Source organism: Nocardia higoensis (assembly GCF_015477835.1).
In the GTDB taxonomy this organism is placed as follows: domain Bacteria; phylum Actinomycetota; class Actinomycetes; order Mycobacteriales; family Mycobacteriaceae; genus Nocardia; species Nocardia higoensis_A.
The window spans coordinates 315,155-332,294 of record NZ_JADLQN010000002.1; the positions used below are offsets into that span (position 1 = coordinate 315,155).

Below are 17,140 nucleotides of genomic sequence, written 5' to 3' on the forward strand. Positions count from 1 at the left end.
ATTGCTTTCGATGGCGGAATGGCCAGGTCGCCGGAGGATCAACCGGAAGGGATCACTCGTGCGGCGGGCAGCGGTCGGCGTCGGATGGAACTTCGGAAGACGGCCGGCCGTCAGCGGCACAGACAGCAACAACCACCGAGTCGACACAGGTCAACTGTGCGACGTCGGGTGAGCATCAGCTCGTGGTTGGCTTGCACGGAAGGCAGTTTACCCAATTCGAGCGGGAAATGGACCGCGGGGTCGGACAGCGGGCGCTCAGCCCTGGTCGGCCACTGTCAAGGGGTCCAGCGCGGAGCGGAGGTCGGCGGTCTTCGGGACGCCGGAGATGCGGAAGCGTTCACGGCCCTCGGTGTCGAAGACGAAGGTCGTCGGCAGCGAGAGCACATTGAGTTCGCGCGCGAGGGCGGGCTCGGCATCGATGTCGATCTCGATGTCGCGCGGCGGTCGCGCGCGATCCGCCAGATCCGCTGTGACGCCGGAGACCACACGCCGCACCGCCGCGCACGGCCCGCACCACTCGGCGGAGAAGTGCAGTACCGCCGGACCAGCCGTGCCGATGCCCGCGGCCGTGAGCAGTTCGGTGCGCCGGGTGTCGGTCACCGGGGCCTCGGTCGGCCTGGCGCGGCCGTCACGGCGCTGCACGAACAGTCCGATGCCCCCGGCGACGACGAGAACGACGATGAGAATTGTGATTTCGGTCATGGCCTCTGCAACTGATCCAGGTCGATGGTCACGTTCTCGCCCCGGCCTTCCACCACGATCTGGCCGCCGAGCGCGAACGCCTTGGTAGGAGTAACGCCGAACGGCAGGTCTTTGGTGTCGATGGTGCGGGAGAACATCGCGAGCACGGCGGGTTCGTCCACCTCGGGCACCACCGCGGGGGTGGCCAGGTCGCTCTCGTCGCTGCGGTGCAGACCGGTGGCGGTGATCCGGATCTGGTCGCCGTCGAGCACGAGATCGGCGTCGACGGCCACCGCGACACCGGTCTGTCCGGCGGCCATGTTCGTCGGCGCACCCGCGCGCGCGACGGTGCCGGTGAGCACGAGCGCACCCTCGGTCGTCATACCCGATCCGCCCGATCCGCCTGTTCCGTCGGATTTGTCCGCCGGGCGCGAATGCACTTGCAGGTCCGGGATGTTGAACAGCCTGCCCAGTTCGGTGGGCCGCACTCGCATGGCGGCCTCGATCCGCTCGACCGGCACCCGTCTGCTGCCGCCCTCGTCGAGCTCCTCCAGGTTCAGCCGGACACCGGTCAGCCTCGCGTCGATGGCGATCTCGCCGGGGATGTCGGGGCGGACGGCCACGGCGGTGATGACCACGCTCTCGAACCTGCCGTCCAGGGCATGGGCGATGAAGGGGAAGCCGTGGATGGTCACCTCGGGGTCGGCGCCGAGGGCGGCTCCCTCGCGCAGGGCGCGGGAGACCTGGTACTCGGAGTAGGCGGCGGCGCCGAAGTCGACGATCACCGCCAAGCCCGCCAGGCACAGCAGCCCGATGATCACCTTGCGCATGTTCGTCCACACTAGTGCGGCCTCCGGTTGCCGGACGCGACGGTCCCGGCGCGGGTACATTCACCCGGACCACGAGGTCATCGGGTTGCACGCGCTAATCTTGCATCCGATCACCTGTAACAGCGATGCGGCTTCGGTGCTCCGGTGTTGCTGCTGCTGCTCGCTTCCGGCACCGCCGCCACACGAAGGCCGTGCTATGAGATGGGAGGAGGGCTTGTGGAGCTGCTCCTGCTGACCTCCGACCCCAACCCTGAGTCGGTGCTGCCCTCGCTCGTGCTACTCGCGCACAATGTGCGACCCGCGCCGACCGAGGTTGCTTCGCTGCTCGAGGCGGGAACCGCGGACGTCGCTCTGGTGGACGCCCGCACCGATCTGGCCGCCGCGCGCGGATTGTGCAGGTTGCTCGGCAGCACCGGGTCGTCGGTGCCGGTCGTGGCGGTACTGACCGAGGGCGGGCTGGTCGCGGTGAACGCGGATTGGGGTCTGGACGACATCCTGCTGCCCGGCACCGGTCCCGCCGAGCTGGACGCCAGGCTTCGGCTGCTCGTCGGTCGCAACGGCGGCGTGGCCAGCCCGGAGAACACCGGCAAGATCACCCTGGGTGAGCTGGTCATCGACGAGGGCACCTACACGGCCCGGCTGCGTGGTCGCCCGCTCGACCTCACCTACAAGGAGTTCGAACTCCTCAAGTACCTCGCTCAGCACGCGGGCCGGGTCTTCACCCGCGCCCAGCTGCTGCAGGAGGTCTGGGGTTACGACTTCTTCGGCGGCACCCGCACCGTGGACGTGCACGTGCGACGTCTGCGCGCCAAACTCGGCAGCGAGTACGAATCGCTGATCGGCACCGTGCGCAACGTCGGCTACAAGGCGGTGCGCCCGGCGCGCTCGTCGGTCAAGGGCGGCGAAGCGGCGGGGGAGGTCACCACCTTTCCCGACGAGGACTCCTCCGATGCGCCCGGTGACGACGCGCTCGCGCCGACCAACAGATCGGCCCAGTAACCGATGAGCGACCTCGTCCTGCGGTGGCAGGAGATCACCGACTCATCGGCCGAGGCGATCCGGGCGTTGCTGGCGCGGGCGCACGCGGCCGACGGTGTCGCGCCGATCTCCGAACAGGCGGTGCTCTCGCTGACCGCGCCCGGCGCGGCGCGGCACCTGCTCGCCGAGCAGGACGGCGTTCTCGCGGGATACGCGAATCTGGTTGCCGCGCACGGCGATCACCCCGCGATGGTGGAGGCGGCGGTCGATCCGGGCCTGCGCGGTCGCGGTATCGGCGCCGAGCTGGTGCACGCCGCGCTGGCCGAGGGCGGTCCTGGCGCACGCATCTGGGCGCACGGCGATCTGCCCGCGGCCAAGAGCGTCGCGGCGCGGCTCGACCTGACGGTTGCCCGCGAGCTGTGGCAGATGCGCCGCGGCTTGGCGACACCCGAGCTACCCGAACTGGAGGTGCCGGAGGGGCTCGTGCTGCGGACCTACGCCGGTCCCGCGGACACCGCCGAGTTGCTTCGCGTCAACAACGCCGCGTTCGACTGGCATCCCGAACAGGGGGGCTGGACCGAACGCGAGATCGAGGCCAGGCGCACCGAGTCCTGGTTCGATCCGGCGGGGCTGTTCATCGTGGCCGAGGCCGCCGCGCCGGAACGGATCCTCGGCTTCCACTGGACCAAGGTGCACACCGAGACCGAGCCGCCGTTGGGTGAGGTCTATGTGGTCGGCATCGATCCGGCGGCGCAGGGCCGTGGCCTGGGGCGCCTGCTCACCCTGGCCGGGCTGCGGTATCTGCGCTCGCGCGGCCTGGACACCGTCCTGCTCTACACCGAGGCCGACAACACCGCGGCGGTTCGCACCTACACGAGACTGGGCTTCGCTCCGTTCCACATCGACGTCGCCTATGGCGCGCCGATCTCCGGTTAGCGCGGCCCGCGGCGGGTAATCGCCGGATGTCGATCCGATGTCGTCGAGATGGCGAACAGCGACCCGGTGGCAAATATCACGCAATTCAGACGCAATCGCGCGATCCTGTTCACCCTGCGTTCATCCTGGCTCGTCCGGCTGTCAACCGGAGAAATCTACTTTGTTCCTTGGGCAACACCACTGTTGCCCGGTGCGCGAGTTCAGTGTGAACGGCCACCATGACCACCCGCCCGGGCCGGTGAGGGACCGGGCGTGTCGGAAGCGATTCCCGGAGGAACAGTGAATCTCAAGCGCAGCAGCGCCCTGGTGGGCGTTCTGGCGGCCGTCGCCATGCCTCTCGTCGCCTGTGGCAGCGACGACAACGCCTCTGACGGCGGCACCGAGGCCAACAGCAGCGTGGCCTGCGGCGGTGCGACCGCGTTGAAGTCGAGCGGTTCGTCGGCTCAGAAGAACGCCATGGAGCGCTTCGTCGCCGCTTACGAGGCCAACTGCGACGGGTACACCCTGAACTACACCTCGAGCGGTTCAGGCGCCGGTGTCAACGAGTTCCTCGGCGGTCAGACCGACTTCGGCGGCACCGACTCGCCGCTGAGCCAGAGCAAGGGCGAGCCCGCCAAGGCGCAGGAACGCTGCGGCTCGCCGGCGTGGAACCTGCCCACCGTCTTCGGCCCGATCGCGATCACCTACAACATCGACGGCGTCACCGATCTGGTGCTGGACGGCCCGACCACGGCCAAGATCTTCAACGGCACCGTCAAGACCTGGGACGCCCCGGAGATCAAGGCGCTGAACCCGAACGCCTCGCTGCCCGCCGCGCCGATCGCGGTGGTCTTCCGCTCCGACGAGTCGGGCACCACCGACAACTTCCAGCTCTACCTCGACGCCGCCTCGGAGGGCGCGTGGGGCAAGGGCGCGGGCAAGTCCTTCGCGGGCGGTGTCGGTGAGGGCGCCAAGGGCAACGAGGGCACCTCGGCCGCGGTGAAGAACACCAAGAACTCCATCACCTACAACGAGTGGTCGTTCGCGAAGGCGCAGAACCTCTCGGTCGCGCGGGTGGTCACCACGGCCGGTCCCGAGCCGGTCGAGCTGACCGTCGAGTCGGCGGGCAAGGCCATCGACAGCGTGAAGATCAAGGGCGAGGGCAACGACCTCGTGCTCGACGTCTCCTCGTTCTACAAGCCGACCGCGGCGGGCGCGTACCCGATCATCCTGCCGACCTACGAGGTCGTCTGCTCGAACTACGCCGACGACGCGACCGCGACCGCCGTCAAGGCGTTCCTGGTGTCGGCCGTCACCAATGGTCAGAACGGCCTCGAGGACAATGGGTACATCCCGATCCCCGAGAAGTTCAAGACCAAGCTGACCGCCGCCATCGACGCCATCTCCTGATCGCGTAGCCATGACCGTGCACCCCGAGGTGGCCGCTGTGGGCCAGTCCGACTCGACTGGCTCGGCAGTGGCTGGAGATACTGCGCTTATGCCGAGTGAACCGAGCACCGAACCGTCCGCCGGGCGGTCGCGGAGCGTCCCCAGTCAGCGATTGGAGGTCGCGTTCCGATCGCTGGCGACAGCGGCCGGTGCGACCATCGTGGCGGCCATCGCGCTGATCGCGCTGTTTCTGCTTATTCGCGCGGTCCCCTCGGTCATGGCGAACGAGGCGAACTTCTTCACCAGTACCGAGTTCAGCACCGGCGATGCCGACCATCTGCGGTTCGGCATCCGCGACCTGTTCATGGTCACGGTGCTGAGCTCGGTGTTCGCTCTGGCCATCGCGGTGCCGATCGGTATCGGCATCGCGCTGTTCATCACCCACTACGCCCCCAAGCAGGTCGCGCGGCCGTTCGCGACCCTGGTCGATCTGCTCGCGGCGGTCCCGTCGATCGTCTTCGGTCTGTGGGGCTTCCTCGTGCTCGCCCCGAAGATCGAGCCGGTGCAGCGGTTCCTGAACGACAACCTCGGCTGGTTCTTCCTGTTCTCCGAGGGCAACGTCTCGATTTCCGGCGGCGGCACCATCTTCACCGCGGGCATCGTGCTCGCCGTGATGATCCTGCCGATCATCACCTCGGTCTCGCGCGAGGTGTTCAACCTGACGCCGGTCTCGCACATCGAGGCGGCCCAGGCGCTCGGCGCGACCAAATGGGAAGTCGTGCGGATGACGGTGCTGCCCTACGGGCGCAGCGGCGTCATCGCCGGATCCATGCTCGGTCTCGGCCGCGCGCTCGGTGAGACCATCGCGGTGCTGATCGTGCTGCGCACGTCGGCACAGGCGGGGAACTGGTCGCTGTTCGACGGCGGCTACACCTTCGCCTCCAAGATCGCTTCGGCGGCATCGGAGTTCAGTTCGCCGCTGCCGACCGGCGCCTACATCGCGGCCGGCTTCGTCCTCTTCGCGCTGACCTTCGTGGTCAACGCGCTGGCCCGGCTCGCCGCAGGCGGAAAGGTGAACGGCTGATGACCACGCTCACGAAGTTCGATCAGCCGGTCAAGGCGCCCACCTTCCGGCATGTGAGTTCCGCGAGGCGCTTCAAGAACAACCTCGCCACCGCCGTGGTGACCCTGTGCTTCGCCATCGCCCTCGTTCCGCTGGGCTGGGTGCTGTGGATGGTGGTCAGCGAGGGCATCAGCGCGATCATGTCCTCGACCTGGTGGACCAACTCGCAGAAGGGCATCCTGCCGGATCAGAGCGGCGGCGGCGTCTACCACGCGATCTACGGCACCATCGTCCAGTCCGCGGTCGCCGCCGTCATCGCGGTGCCGCTGGGCATCATGGCGGCGGTATACCTGGTCGAGTACGGCAAGGGCAGGCTGGCCAAGGTCACCACCTTCATGGTCGACATCCTGGCCGGTGTGCCCTCGATCGTCGCGGCGCTGTTCATCTTCGCGCTGTGGATCGCGACCTTCGGCGCACCGCAGAGCGCCTTCGCCGTGTCGCTGGCACTGGTGCTACTGATGCTGCCGGTGGTGGTGCGCAGCACCGAGGAGATGCTCAAACTCGTGCCCGACGAGTTGCGCGAGGCCTCCTACGCGCTGGGTATCCCGAAGTGGAAGACGATCGTACGGATCGTCATCCCGACCGCCGCGCCGGGCATGATCAGCGGCATGCTGCTGGCGCTGGCCCGCGTGATGGGCGAGACGGCGCCGGTGCTGGTGCTGGTCGGTTACGCCAAGTCCATCAACACCAACCTCTTCGACGGCAACATGGCTTCGCTGCCGCTGCTGATCTACCAGGAACTGGCCAACCCCGAGGCGGCCGGTCGCGAACGAGTCTGGGGTGCGGCGCTCACGCTGATCCTGCTCATCGCGCTGCTGTACGGGGCTGCCGCGGTCGTCAACAAGCTGCTCACGCGGAACCGATAGAAGCGAACGGAAACTCACATGGCCAAGCGGATCGACGTCAAAGAACTCAACATCTTCTACGGCAAGTTCCACGCCGTGGCCGATGTCTCGCTGACCGTGCTGCCGCGGAGCGTGACCGCGTTCATCGGTCCGTCCGGCTGCGGTAAGTCCACCGTGCTGCGTTCGCTGAACCGGATGCATGAGGTGACTCCGAACGCCCGGGTCGAGGGCGCGGTGCTGCTCGACGGCGAGGACATCTACGGCGACAACATCGACCCGGTCGGTGTGCGCCGCACCATCGGCATGGTCTTCCAGCGCCCGAACCCGTTCCCCACCATGTCGATCCGTGACAACGTGGTGGCCGGTCTGCGTCTGCAGGGCGTGCGCGACAAGAAGGAACTCGACGAGGTCGCCGAGCGCTCGCTGCGCGGGGCCAACCTGTGGAACGAGGTCAAGGACCGGCTCGACAAGCCGGGCGGCGGCCTGTCCGGCGGTCAGCAGCAGCGTCTGTGCATCGCCCGCGCCATCGCTGTCTCACCCGACGTGCTGCTGATGGACGAGCCCTGTTCGGCCCTGGACCCGATCTCCACCCTGGCGATCGAGGACCTGATCACCGAACTGAAGAAGGACTACACGATCGTCATCGTCACGCACAACATGCAGCAGGCCGCGCGCGTGAGCGATCAGACCGGCTTCTTCAACCTGGAGGCCCAGGGCAAGCCGGGCAGGCTGATCGAGATCGACGACACCGAGAAGATCTTCTCCAACCCGGGCCAGAAGGCCACCGAGGACTACATCTCGGGCCGCTTCGGCTGATCGGCCGCTTCGGCGGAACCCCGCCTCGGGCGGGCCGGCCGGTCCGGCTCACTCCTCGCTCATGGCGGAAGGCCCGCGCGATAATCGCGCGGGCCTTCCGCCGTGTCGTGGTTCTCAGTTGTCCTTGTCGGGCGGGAGTTCGCCGGTGACCAGGAAGATGACCCGTCTGCCGATCTCGACGGCGTGGTCGGCGAAGCGCTCGTAGTAGCGGCCGAGCAGCGTGATGTCGACCGCGGCGGCGACGCCGTGCTTCCATTCCCGGTCCATCAGCAGGGTGAACAGATGGCGATGCAGGTCGTCCATCGCCTCGTCGTCCTGGTTGAGCTGGGCGGCGCGCTCGGGGTCACGGGATTCGAGCACTTCCCGCGCACTGTGGCCCATGTTGACCGCGATCCGGCCCATCTCGGCGAAGTAGCCGTTGACTTCCTCGGGTAGTGCGGGCTGGGGATGGCGGCGGCGGGTCACCTTCGCCACGTGCACGGCGAGCACGCCCATCCGATTGACATCGTTGACGATCTGGATGGCGCTGACCACCTGACGCAGGTCGCCCGCGACGGGTGCCTGTAGTGCCAGCAGCGCGAACGCGCGTTCCTCCGCGTCGGCGATCAGCTCACCGATGCGATCGCTCTCGCCGATCACCTGCTCGGCGAGCGCGAGGTCGGCCTGGAGCAGCGACTGGGTGGCTCGGTCCATGGCCGAACCCGCCAGATCGGCCATCTCGCCGAGAAGGGAGGCGAGATCGGCCATTTGCTCGTTGTAGATGACACGCATGCTTGCAAAGCGTAGTGCGGTGCGGCAACCACGTCACCAACGGTGGGTTACAAGGAGGGTGCGCAGGTGTTGCCGAGTGCCCGGGAACCGGCGAGGAATCGCCCGGGTGCTCGGTCTCACGCGCACAACTCACCCGCCGCGTTGACGTGCTCCAAATCCTCCGGCAGTTCCAGCGGGGTCTCCTTGGACGCGCCCACCGCGGGCAGTCCGGTGATGGTCTGTCCGATGTCGGTCGGACTCTGCACCACCAATCCGTTCGCCGAGTCGGCGCCGATGACGATCTCCACGAGGCCGCCCAGATCCTCGTCGATTTCCAGGCTCGCGCCCGGCACCGCGCTCGCGACGGTGGCCGCCTCGGCCTCGTAACCGGAGGAGAAGCGCACCTTGGTGACCGAGGAGGTGCCGCCGTCGAAGTTGGCGGTGTTGTAGATGGAGAAGCCCTCGTTGCCGAACCGCGTCGCCGCGGCCGCCGCCAGACCGGAGTAGCCCGAGCCGTTGGAGACCAGCAGGCTGATCGTCTCCGGATCGACCGCCACGTACTCCGGCGGCGCCTGCGGTTCCGGCGGGGCCTGCGGTTGCGGCGCGTCGGTGGTCTGCTCGCCCGGCAGCGGGCGGTCGTCGCGGATCGCGGAGAAGATCGCCTTGATATCGGTCTCGCGCGGGATCTCGTTGCCGTAGGAGGTGGTGCCCGCGGTGGGGATGGTCAGGAAGGTGACCGCGCCCGCCTCGACCTTCTGCAGCGAACGACCCAGCCGCAGCAGATCCTCGGGCTTCACATTGTCGACGAAGGTGTGCTTGGTGAAGGCGTTGATGAAGCCGTTGAGCTTGCCGGGATCGAGCAGGACGTTGCTCGACAGCGCGCCGCGCAGCAGGGAGGCCATGAACCGCTGCTGCCGGTTGATCCGGTCGTAGTCGCTGCGTTCCTCGCCGTAGACGTGACGGGCGCGCACGAAGTTCAGCGCGGTGTGGCCGTCGACCACCTGCTTGCCCGCCTTCTCCAGCACGGTGCCCAGGACGCCGTCCTCGAGCGGCTGGTTCGAGCACACCTCCACGCCGCCGATCGTGTCCACCATCGCCTCGAACCCGGCGAAGTCGATGCCGATGAAGTGGCCGATGTTCAGGCCGGTCATCTTGCGCACCACGTTCACCAGGCAGCGGGGGCCACCCAGGGCGTACACGGCATTGAGCTTGTCGCCCATCGCCGGGGGGAAGGTCTCGTCGGTGTAGTCGGCGTTGTCGTTGTCCCAGCGGTCGCACTGCGGCCGGGTGACGTCCAGATCGCGGGGGAACGACACCGCCACCACCCGGCGCCGGTCCTTCGGGACGTGCACGAGCATGACGGTGTCGGCGCGCGCGCCCTCGGCGTCCTCGAGCGTGCCCGCACCCATCTTGCCGTTCACACCCGCGCGGGTGTCGGTGCCGACGATCAGATAGTTCTCGTCGCCGAGCTGGGCGTCGCCGTCGACCACGTCTTCCGGGTTCCCGTCGAGCGCCGAGACCTGAGTGAAACTGTTGTTCGTCGACTGCAGGTAGCTCCAGCCGCCGCCGGTGGTCAGCAGGGCGAGTACCGCGAACACCGCCGCCATCGAACGGCCCATCGTCTTGGCCCTGCGGCTACGGCGCTGCTTGTCGGCGGCCACCCGCGACAGGGGCGCGCTGGGCACCGATTTCAGCGCGGCCCGTGTGCCGTTCTTCGCCTCGACCCCGTCGGCCTCGGCCTCGACGCCGTCACGAGCCTTCTCGGTCCGGCTGTTGCGGGTGAGCGGCCATCGGCGGCCCGCGCCGCTCTCGTCGTCGGCTACCGGCGCCAGGACGTCGGTGACCTCCTCGGGCCGTTCCGCAGGCAGGGGCTTGCCCTCTGCGCCGCGTGTGCCCCGTGTCGGCGTCGCGGAGACCGGCTGCTGTCCGCCGGTGATGTCCTCGACGACGGGTGAGGTCCGGCCGCGCCGGGGGGACTCGCCCCGGCCCGCCGGTGTGGCGGTACGACGGGGAGAGGGCGGCTCCGCGGCGGTGCCACGCCGCGGCGGGGGGTCGGCCGAGGCGCCGCGCCGGGTGGGGGGAGTGTCGGCCCCGGAAGCGCGACGCGGCGGGGCGGGAGGCTCGGCAGGAGCCGAACGCCGCGCCGCGGGCGCGCCGGGCGGGACGGCACGCGGCGGCGCGCTCGCGGCCTGGTGCCGGGTGGCCGGGACCTCGGGAGTCCCACGACGTGACGCGGCCTCGGTGCTCCGCGCACCGGACTCCCCGCGCGGTGGCGTGGCGGCGGGGGGACGAGCGGGTGGGGCCGAGGGGGCGGCGTCGTGCCGGGCGGATCGCGCACCGTCGGGGTCGGCGCGACGGCGGCGCGAGATGCGTTCGCTGTCGACCTTCTCGACGAGGTCTGCAACGGTCAGCGGGGTCGCGTCGTCGTCGGTCTCACCGTGCCTCGAACGTCGGGGGGTCCACACGCCCTCCTGCTCGTTCTCCGCCGCGGGAGCACGCTCCCACGGGGCACGACCTCCGGGCCGCTGGGCATGCCCGTGCCGATCGTCACCCACCAACGAACCTCGCTTTACTTCTCTGCTGTCGCTTGGGCCGAGCTCGACCAGCACGAAACGATTTCGCCAATGATAACGATTCCGCCACGGCCAGGCAGGCCGGTGTGAAATCCGCTACGCCGCAACAGCGTTTCCGCAGTTCAGCCCCCGCTGTGCATGACATCGGCCGCCGTCGGGACCGCGGGATCGTCGGGATCGTCGAGCCAGCCGTGTGGCAGCGCCACCTTGCCCGGCGAACCCTGACGCCCGCGGGGGCCCTCCGCGTCCCGCGGAAAAGGCGCCTCCGGATCGAGCTGCTCGATCAGATCGCCGAGCTGGTTCAGGCTCGACACCGTCGCGAACGAGCGGCGCAGATCGGCCCCGACCGGGAAGCCCATCAGATACCAGGCCATGTGCTTGCGCAGATCGCGCATCGCCTTGTCCTCGCCGAGGTGCTCCGACAGCAGCGTTCCGTGCCGGTACAGGATCTCGCCCACCCGCCCGAGGTTCGGTGGCGCGGGCAGCGGCTCACCGCGCAGCGCGGCCTGCAACTCGGCGAACAGCCACGGCCTGCCCAGGCAGCCGCGCCCGACCACGACGCCGTCGCATCCTGTCTCGTCCATCATCCGCACCGCGTCCTCCGCGGCGAAGATGTCGCCGTTGCCCAGCACCGGGATGGTGGTGACCGCTTCCTTGAGCCGGGCGATGGCCGACCAGTCCGCCTGTCCGGAGTAGCGCTGGGCGGCGGTGCGCGCGTGCAACGCGACCGCTCGGGCGCCCTCGGCCTCGGCGATGCGGCCCGCGTCCAGGTAGGTGAGGTGTTCGTCGTCGATGCCGATGCGGAACTTCACCGTCACCGGCACGCCGGCCGGCTCGGCCGCGGCGACCATGGCCCGCACGATGCGGGCGAACAGCGCCCGCTTGTAGGGCAGTGCCGCGCCGCCGCCGAGCCGGGTCACCTTGGGTACCGGACAGCCGAGGTTCATGTCGATGTGATCGGCCCAGCCCTCGCCGACGATGATGCGCACGGCCTCGCCGAGCGTCTCCGGGTCGACGCCGTAGAGCTGCATCGAACGCGGATGTTCGTCGGCGTCGAAGGACATCATGTGCAGCGTCTTCTCGTTGCGTTCCACCACCGCGCGCGCGGTGATCATCTCGCAGACGTAGATCGACGTCGGGCTGCCGAACTCCCGGCACAGCTTGCGGAACGCCAGATTGGTGATGCCCGCCATCGGCGCGAGCACGACCGGCGGGTCGACCGGATACGGGCCGATCCGCAGCGTCGCCTTCGCCTCGGTAGTCATCGTCACGGTCTCCAGTCTCTCATCACTGCCCCGCGGCAGGCCGGACGCCCGAACCGGGTGTACGACCCGCCACACGCCCGACAGACGAGAGCACCGCCTCCGGAAGCCCGGCGGCGGTGCCATGAGGTCGTGCGAGGGCGCGGAGATCAGCCCGCGGTCGCCCCCGTGAGTTCACGCTTCTTCGCCTCGCGCGCCAGCATGCGGTCGCGCTGTTCCTCGAACTTGACGACGTCCTGGGACAGCTTCTCCAGGAAGGCGGCCAGCCGCTCACGTGTCTGCTCACCGCGTGCGGTGAAGTCGTTGCGCTCGAAGACGTCCCACTTCTTGAGCACGGGCTGCACCACCTCTTCGAGGTGCTGGCGCAGGTCGTAGATGCCGTGCTTGGCCATCAGCACGCCGTTGCGGCGGAAGTTGGGCATGCCCGCGCCGGGCATCTGGAAGTTCTCCAGGATCAAGGTGATCGCCTCGATCGCCTGGTCGGGCACCAGGTCCAGGGCCGCGCCGCACATGTTGCGGTAGAAGATCATGTGCAGGTTCTCGTCCGCGGCCACGCGCTGCAACATGCGGTCGGCGATGGGATCGTCGCAGACCCTGCCGGTGTTGCGGTGGCTCACGCGGGTGGCGAGTTCCTGGAAGGTGACGTAGGCGACAGAGTGCAGGAAGCCGGCGTCGGCGTCGGCGGGGGAGGCGAATCCGTTGGTCATGTGGATCATGCGCGCTTCTTCGAGCGCGACCGGATCCACGCCGCGGGTGACGACCAGGTAGTCACGCATCACGATGCCGTGACGGTTCTCCTCGGCGGTCCAGCGACCGACCCAGGTTCCCCAGGCACCGTCCTGGGAGAAGTTCTCGGCGATCTCCCGGTGGTAGGACGGCAGATTGTCCTCGGTGAGCAGGTTGGTGATCATGGCCGCCTTGGCGACCTCGCTCAGCTTGGACTGCTCCGGGTCCCAGTCCACGCCGCCGAGCGCCGCGAAGTTGCGGCCTTCGTCCCACGGGACGTAGTCGTGCGGATGCCATTCCTTGGCCAGGGAGAGGTGACGGTTGACGTTTTCCTCGGCAACCGGCTCCAACTCCGTGAGCAGCTCGAGTTGAGTCAGATCCCTTGCCATGTATCAGCCCTTCATAGTCTGCGTGCACTCTTGCAGGTGGTTTGTCGGAGCGGACCGTGCCCGATGCGGCCATACCTTACGGCACCGTAGGTGTGACACGAAACGCTCTCGGAGGTGTGAATCCGAAGTGCGGACCGAAGTCCTCACGCCGGACGACGATGGTCCCCGCGACGGCATCGCCGCAGGATGCGGCCACCTCGAGTGTATGCGCGAACGGGCGGCGAGTGGGCGGGAAGCCCCGCGCCGCGACCCTCGTTCCCGTCTCTATCGGTCCGGCGCCCGATTCGTTAGCGCCGGTCTCGCGCCGCGTGCGAAACGCCGACTGCGCTGGGCCGACGGCGGAACCGGCGCGCGCGGCGTCGGTCGCCGGCCCGCTGTGCCTGTTCACGCACTCGGCTCCGGTAGCCCTGTGTCGATTCACGCCGGGTCTGATCAGCCCGGATGCCGCTTTTCGCCCACTGTGGTCGCGTACCAGGCACAACGGCCTTCCATCGATGTGATGAACGGAGCGGGTCGCCGGAGGGGCCGGGGCGCTCGAAGGGAGTTGTCGGCGCCGCCCAGGGAGAGGTGGGCCGCGGCGGAGAGCGGCGGCCGGGCCGGGGCCGAAGACGAGGACGGGCGCCCGGTCGACCGGGCGCCCGTCCGATGTGCCCCCACCAGGGCTCGAACCTGGGACCTGCGGATTAAAAGTCCGTAGCTCTACCAACTGAGCTATAGGGGCGTGTGCGGCAAGTGTAGTGCGCCGGGTCCTCGTTCGGGAAACCGGGAGTGTGAACCTCCGGGGGGTGCGTGGGGAGGGGCCGGCGCGGGCTGCGTGTGGCCGATCGGGTGGGTGGGAAAGCGTTGAGCCTCAGCTTTGTTCATTTCGGCGTCCGCTGGATAGTATCGAATCATGTTGCCTACCAACCAGTTTGGTTTCGCTTCGGTAGGCCACCCGGAGGGAGTGTGAGCGCGGTGCTCGGGACCGACCGCCCCGGGCGGCCTGCGCGGCCGATGTGGTCCTCGGATCGGGCTCCGCGACGCGGCGGCGCGGGTGCTGTGGCGAATTGTAAATACCCGCTGCGCAGACCTTTTGGATTGCGAACTGTTAGCTGTGTGCGAAGTGTGTCGAGTGGGCTATCGGACTCCCCGGTTTGCCGCGTGTCGGATCGTGATTGCGGGTACCGTGGCGCATTGATGAATTGCGGGCGAATCGCCGATTTCGGTGATACGTCTTCCGGTGACGCGGATCTCGGCGATGCGCCGCCGGTGAATCGCCGTTGCGAGGGGGTCGTCATCGCGTCCGGCGATCGGATTTCGATGCGTCATTGTGGTGTCCGCACACAGCAACGATTGCCGCAGGAGGCTGATCGGAGACAGGTCCGGAGACGTAGGTGGGCCCGGGTGCGCACCCCCTGCGGCGCACCCGGGCACAACGAATTATACCAGCCGGTGTGTTATTGGTAACTCGGCCATATTCATACCGAAAGTATGAATTGAACCGAAGAAACCGGCTCGAAGTATTCAATTATTCAACAAGTGCGCCAGGGGTCCGTTCCTACGGGGGGCTTCGAATGGCGGTGAGTAGCTTCGGAGGCGTTTCGAGCATGGCACGGCAGCAAGAGCGGGCCCGCCGGACACGGGCGGCGATAATCAGGTCCGCGGCCGTCGAATTCGGTAAGAGCGGCTATGCCGCGGCATCGCTGAACAGAATCCTGGAAGGGTCGCGCGCGACCAAGGGAGCGATGTACTTCCACTTCGACTCCAAGGAAGAACTGGCCAGGGCGGTGCTGGAGACGGCGGTGGAGCGTTACCGCGCCACTGCCGAACGCTGGCTCGCTCGAACCGATCTGGGCCCACTCGACGTGCTGCACGGCATGCTCGACGAGCTGGCCCTGCGTCTCGAACACGACATCATCGTGCAGGCGGAATACCGGCTGATCATCGAGCCCGACTTCTATCGCGATGTCCAGGCGGGCGGCGGGCGTATCCTCATCCGGGCCACGCGCTCGCTGGCGCTGCGGGCCGTCGAGCACGGACAGCTGCGTGAGGACGCCGATCCGGATCGCTTCACGCGCACGCTGAGCGCGGCGCTGGCCGGCCAGCGCTATCTGGTCGATCTGCCCGGCGTGGCGGCCGATCTGCGTGGCCGGTTCCAGGAGGCGCTGGAGGTCGTCGTCGAGTCGATGGCGACGCCGGAGTGGCGGGAGAAGTTCGCCGTCGACGGGTGGGCTGCGTCGGCGCGGCTGGAAGAGCTCGGTTTGGGCGTCTGACCAGCCGATTTGGAACTCTCGGCGATGCTGTCATAAGCTATGCGAGCTCCCAACGGAACACCGTTGAAAGCCGGTCCGGAGAAATCCGGGGCGAGCCCCCTTCGTCTAGCGGCCTAGGACGCCGCCCTTTCAAGGCGGTAGCGCGGGTTCGAATCCCGTAGGGGGTACGGTCTTCGGACTGTTGGTAGCACAGCAAGGCCCTGTGGCGCAGTTGGTTAGCGCGCCGCCCTGTCACGGCGGAGGTCGCGGGTTCGAGTCCCGTCAGGGTCGCAAGTAAGCGCCGGAGAGATCCGGCGCTTCGCGTATGGCATTCGGAACGGGTGCCTGCGGCCAGGTAGCTCAGTTGGTACGAGCGTCCGCCTGAAAAGCGGAAGGTCGCCGGTTCGATCCCGGCCCTGGCCACGTCATCCCCCTGGAGCAGTATCCGGCCAGGGGGATTTTTCGTCTGTGCAGCCGGCCGGGGCCGGAGATGCGATGCTGGAGGCATGGCTGAACGGTGGTACTACTGCTTGAAGCACCAGCGGGCCGAGCAGGGCAGGCAGTGCTGGTTCCAGGATCGGATGGGTCCGTATCCGGATCGGGCCACGGCCGAGCGGGCGCTGGAGATCGTGCGGGCGCGCAACGAGCGTGAGGACGCCCGCGATCGGTCCTGGCGCGAGGGCGACTGACAAGCGCCGCTGCGCGGCAACCGTTTTCACCGGCCCGAGCCGCCGCCACCGGTGTGCGGGTACGTTGCCGCAGGTCGGTGACTCGATCCCGGTCCGGCGTCCGGTCGCGGCCGCTCAGCTGCTCATCAGGCGGATCGAGTACGGTTTCTCGGTAATCGACTATCGCTCGTACCGGTCCGGCGTGGGCCTGCGAGCTGGACAGGTGAGCAGGGAGGGCGACCCTTGAGGGTTACCGTTGTTGTGCCGACCTACAACGAGCGGGAGAATCTGCCGGTGGCGGTGGACCGGCTGACCGCGCTGGCGGTGCCCGACCTGCACATCCTCGTCGTGGACGACAACTCTCCGGACGGTACGGGCGAGGTGGCCGACAAGCTGGCCATCGAACTGCCCGACGTGGTGGGAGTGCTGCACCGCACCGAGAAGGACGGCCTCGGCCGCGCCTATGTCGCGGGCATCACCCGCGCGCTGGACGAGGGCGCCGACGTGGTCATCCAGATGGACGCCGATCTCTCGCACCCCGCCGAGGTGATCCCGGCGATGCTGGCGAAGCTGAGCGAATCCGACGCGGGTGTGGTGCTCGGATCCCGCTACGTGCCCGGCGGCTCCACCGCCGAGGAGTGGAAGTGGTACCGCAAGGCGCTCTCGGCCTGGGCCAACTTCTACGTCAACCTCATCCTGCGCCTCGGGGTGAAGGATGCCACCGCCGGCTTCAAGGCGTGGAAGGCCGACACCCTGCGCGCCATCGACGTGGCCTCCATCCGCAGCAACGGCTACTCGTTCCAGGTGGAGATGAACTACCGGGCTGTCCGCAAGGGCATCGCCATCGCCGAGGTGCCGATCCGTTTCGAGGAGCGGACCCTCGGCGCGTCCAAGATGAGTCTGAAGGTGCAGCTGGAGTCGGCGCTGATGCCGTGGAAGCTGCTGTTCGGCCGTTCGGTCTGAC

Annotated in this window: 15 protein-coding genes and 4 tRNA genes; 12 read left to right on the forward strand and 7 right to left on the reverse strand. The window is 68.2% G+C overall.

All coding sequences use genetic code 11. The annotated features are described in order from the left end of the window. Positions 1-255 precede the first annotated feature (255 nt). Together IU449_RS15625 and IU449_RS15630 are read right to left on the reverse strand one after the other, a co-directional pair. Positions 256-702, reverse strand: coding sequence for a thioredoxin family protein (locus IU449_RS15625; RefSeq protein WP_195002828.1), 447 nt, complete (start codon positions 700-702; stop codon positions 256-258). Continuing rightward, positions 699-1,511 (reverse strand): LmeA family phospholipid-binding protein, encoded by an 813-nt coding sequence (locus IU449_RS15630; protein WP_195002829.1) that lies wholly within the window; start codon positions 1,509-1,511, stop codon positions 699-701. Before IU449_RS15630 ends, IU449_RS15625 begins: the two co-directional genes overlap by 4 nt. A gap of 216 nt (positions 1,512-1,727) precedes the next feature. Between IU449_RS15630 and IU449_RS15635 the strand changes: the two genes are divergently transcribed. From IU449_RS15635 to pstB, 6 genes are all read left to right on the forward strand, one after another. After that, positions 1,728-2,510, forward strand: a complete 783-nt coding sequence (locus tag IU449_RS15635; protein ID WP_324188269.1) for a response regulator transcription factor — start codon at positions 1,728-1,730, stop codon at positions 2,508-2,510. 3 nt (positions 2,511-2,513) lie between these two features. Beyond that, positions 2,514-3,425 carry a mycothiol synthase gene (mshD, locus tag IU449_RS15640; protein ID WP_195002831.1) on the forward strand — a complete coding sequence of 304 codons (912 nt, stop codon included), beginning with the start codon at positions 2,514-2,516 and terminating at the stop codon, positions 3,423-3,425. Between the two features lie 279 nt (positions 3,426-3,704). Next, the gene (gene pstS, locus IU449_RS15645) at positions 3,705-4,814 is read left to right on the forward strand and encodes a phosphate ABC transporter substrate-binding protein PstS (protein WP_195002832.1); all 1,110 of its coding nucleotides are present in this window, start codon (positions 3,705-3,707) and stop codon (positions 4,812-4,814) included. Between the two features lie 88 nt (positions 4,815-4,902). Beyond that, complete coding sequence (gene pstC / locus IU449_RS15650) at positions 4,903-5,877, forward strand: phosphate ABC transporter permease subunit PstC (protein ID WP_228804743.1); 975 nt, start codon at positions 4,903-4,905, stop codon at positions 5,875-5,877. Further along, positions 5,877-6,782: a phosphate ABC transporter permease PstA gene (pstA, locus tag IU449_RS15655; protein WP_195002834.1), complete on the forward strand. Its 906-nt coding sequence runs from the start codon at positions 5,877-5,879 to the stop codon at positions 6,780-6,782. The genes pstC and pstA overlap by 1 nt, the downstream gene beginning before the upstream one ends. Positions 6,783-6,800: 18 nt before the next feature. Then, positions 6,801-7,577 carry a phosphate ABC transporter ATP-binding protein PstB gene (gene pstB, locus IU449_RS15660; RefSeq protein WP_067861950.1) on the forward strand — a complete coding sequence of 259 codons (777 nt, stop codon included), beginning with the start codon at positions 6,801-6,803 and terminating at the stop codon, positions 7,575-7,577. 114 nt (positions 7,578-7,691) lie between these two features. On the opposite strand, the gene phoU is transcribed toward pstB, so the two are convergent. The 5 genes from phoU to IU449_RS15685 all read right to left on the reverse strand — a co-directional run bounded on the left by phoU (position 7,692) and on the right by IU449_RS15685 (position 13,998). Beyond that, positions 7,692-8,348: a phosphate signaling complex protein PhoU gene (gene phoU / locus IU449_RS15665; RefSeq protein WP_067861953.1), complete on the reverse strand. Its 657-nt coding sequence runs from the start codon at positions 8,346-8,348 to the stop codon at positions 7,692-7,694. A gap of 116 nt (positions 8,349-8,464) precedes the next feature. Further along, entirely contained in the window at positions 8,465-10,882 is a 2,418-nt protein-coding gene (locus tag IU449_RS15670; RefSeq protein ID WP_324188270.1) for an LCP family protein, read from the reverse strand. A gap of 140 nt (positions 10,883-11,022) precedes the next feature. Beyond that, positions 11,023-12,165 carry a tRNA dihydrouridine synthase DusB gene (dusB, locus tag IU449_RS15675; RefSeq protein WP_195003227.1) on the reverse strand — a complete coding sequence of 381 codons (1,143 nt, stop codon included), beginning with the start codon at positions 12,163-12,165 and terminating at the stop codon, positions 11,023-11,025. A 146-nt stretch (positions 12,166-12,311) separates the two neighbouring features. Next, positions 12,312-13,277 carry an acyl-ACP desaturase gene (locus IU449_RS15680; RefSeq protein WP_195002836.1) on the reverse strand — a complete coding sequence of 322 codons (966 nt, stop codon included), beginning with the start codon at positions 13,275-13,277 and terminating at the stop codon, positions 12,312-12,314. Positions 13,278-13,925: 648 nt separating this feature from the next. Next, a tRNA-Lys gene (locus IU449_RS15685) sits at positions 13,926-13,998 on the reverse strand. Between the two features lie 865 nt (positions 13,999-14,863). Here IU449_RS15685 and IU449_RS15690 point away from each other — a divergent pair. From IU449_RS15690 to IU449_RS15715, 6 genes are all read left to right on the forward strand, one after another. After that, positions 14,864-15,529 carry a TetR/AcrR family transcriptional regulator gene (locus IU449_RS15690; protein ID WP_195002837.1) on the forward strand — a complete coding sequence of 222 codons (666 nt, stop codon included), beginning with the start codon at positions 14,864-14,866 and terminating at the stop codon, positions 15,527-15,529. A gap of 94 nt (positions 15,530-15,623) precedes the next feature. Then, positions 15,624-15,696, forward strand: a tRNA-Glu gene (locus IU449_RS15695). Between the two features lie 29 nt (positions 15,697-15,725). Further along, positions 15,726-15,799, forward strand: a tRNA-Asp gene (locus IU449_RS15700). A gap of 58 nt (positions 15,800-15,857) precedes the next feature. After that, positions 15,858-15,931: transfer RNA gene (locus tag IU449_RS15705), tRNA-Phe, on the forward strand. Positions 15,932-16,014: 83 nt separating this feature from the next. Further along, on the forward strand, positions 16,015-16,197 hold the full coding sequence (locus tag IU449_RS15710; protein WP_195002838.1) for a hypothetical protein: 183 nt from the start codon (positions 16,015-16,017) through the stop codon (positions 16,195-16,197). Positions 16,198-16,419: 222 nt separating this feature from the next. Beyond that, entirely contained in the window at positions 16,420-17,139 is a 720-nt protein-coding gene (locus tag IU449_RS15715; protein ID WP_228804747.1) for a polyprenol monophosphomannose synthase, read from the forward strand. Position 17,140 lies beyond the last annotated feature (1 nt).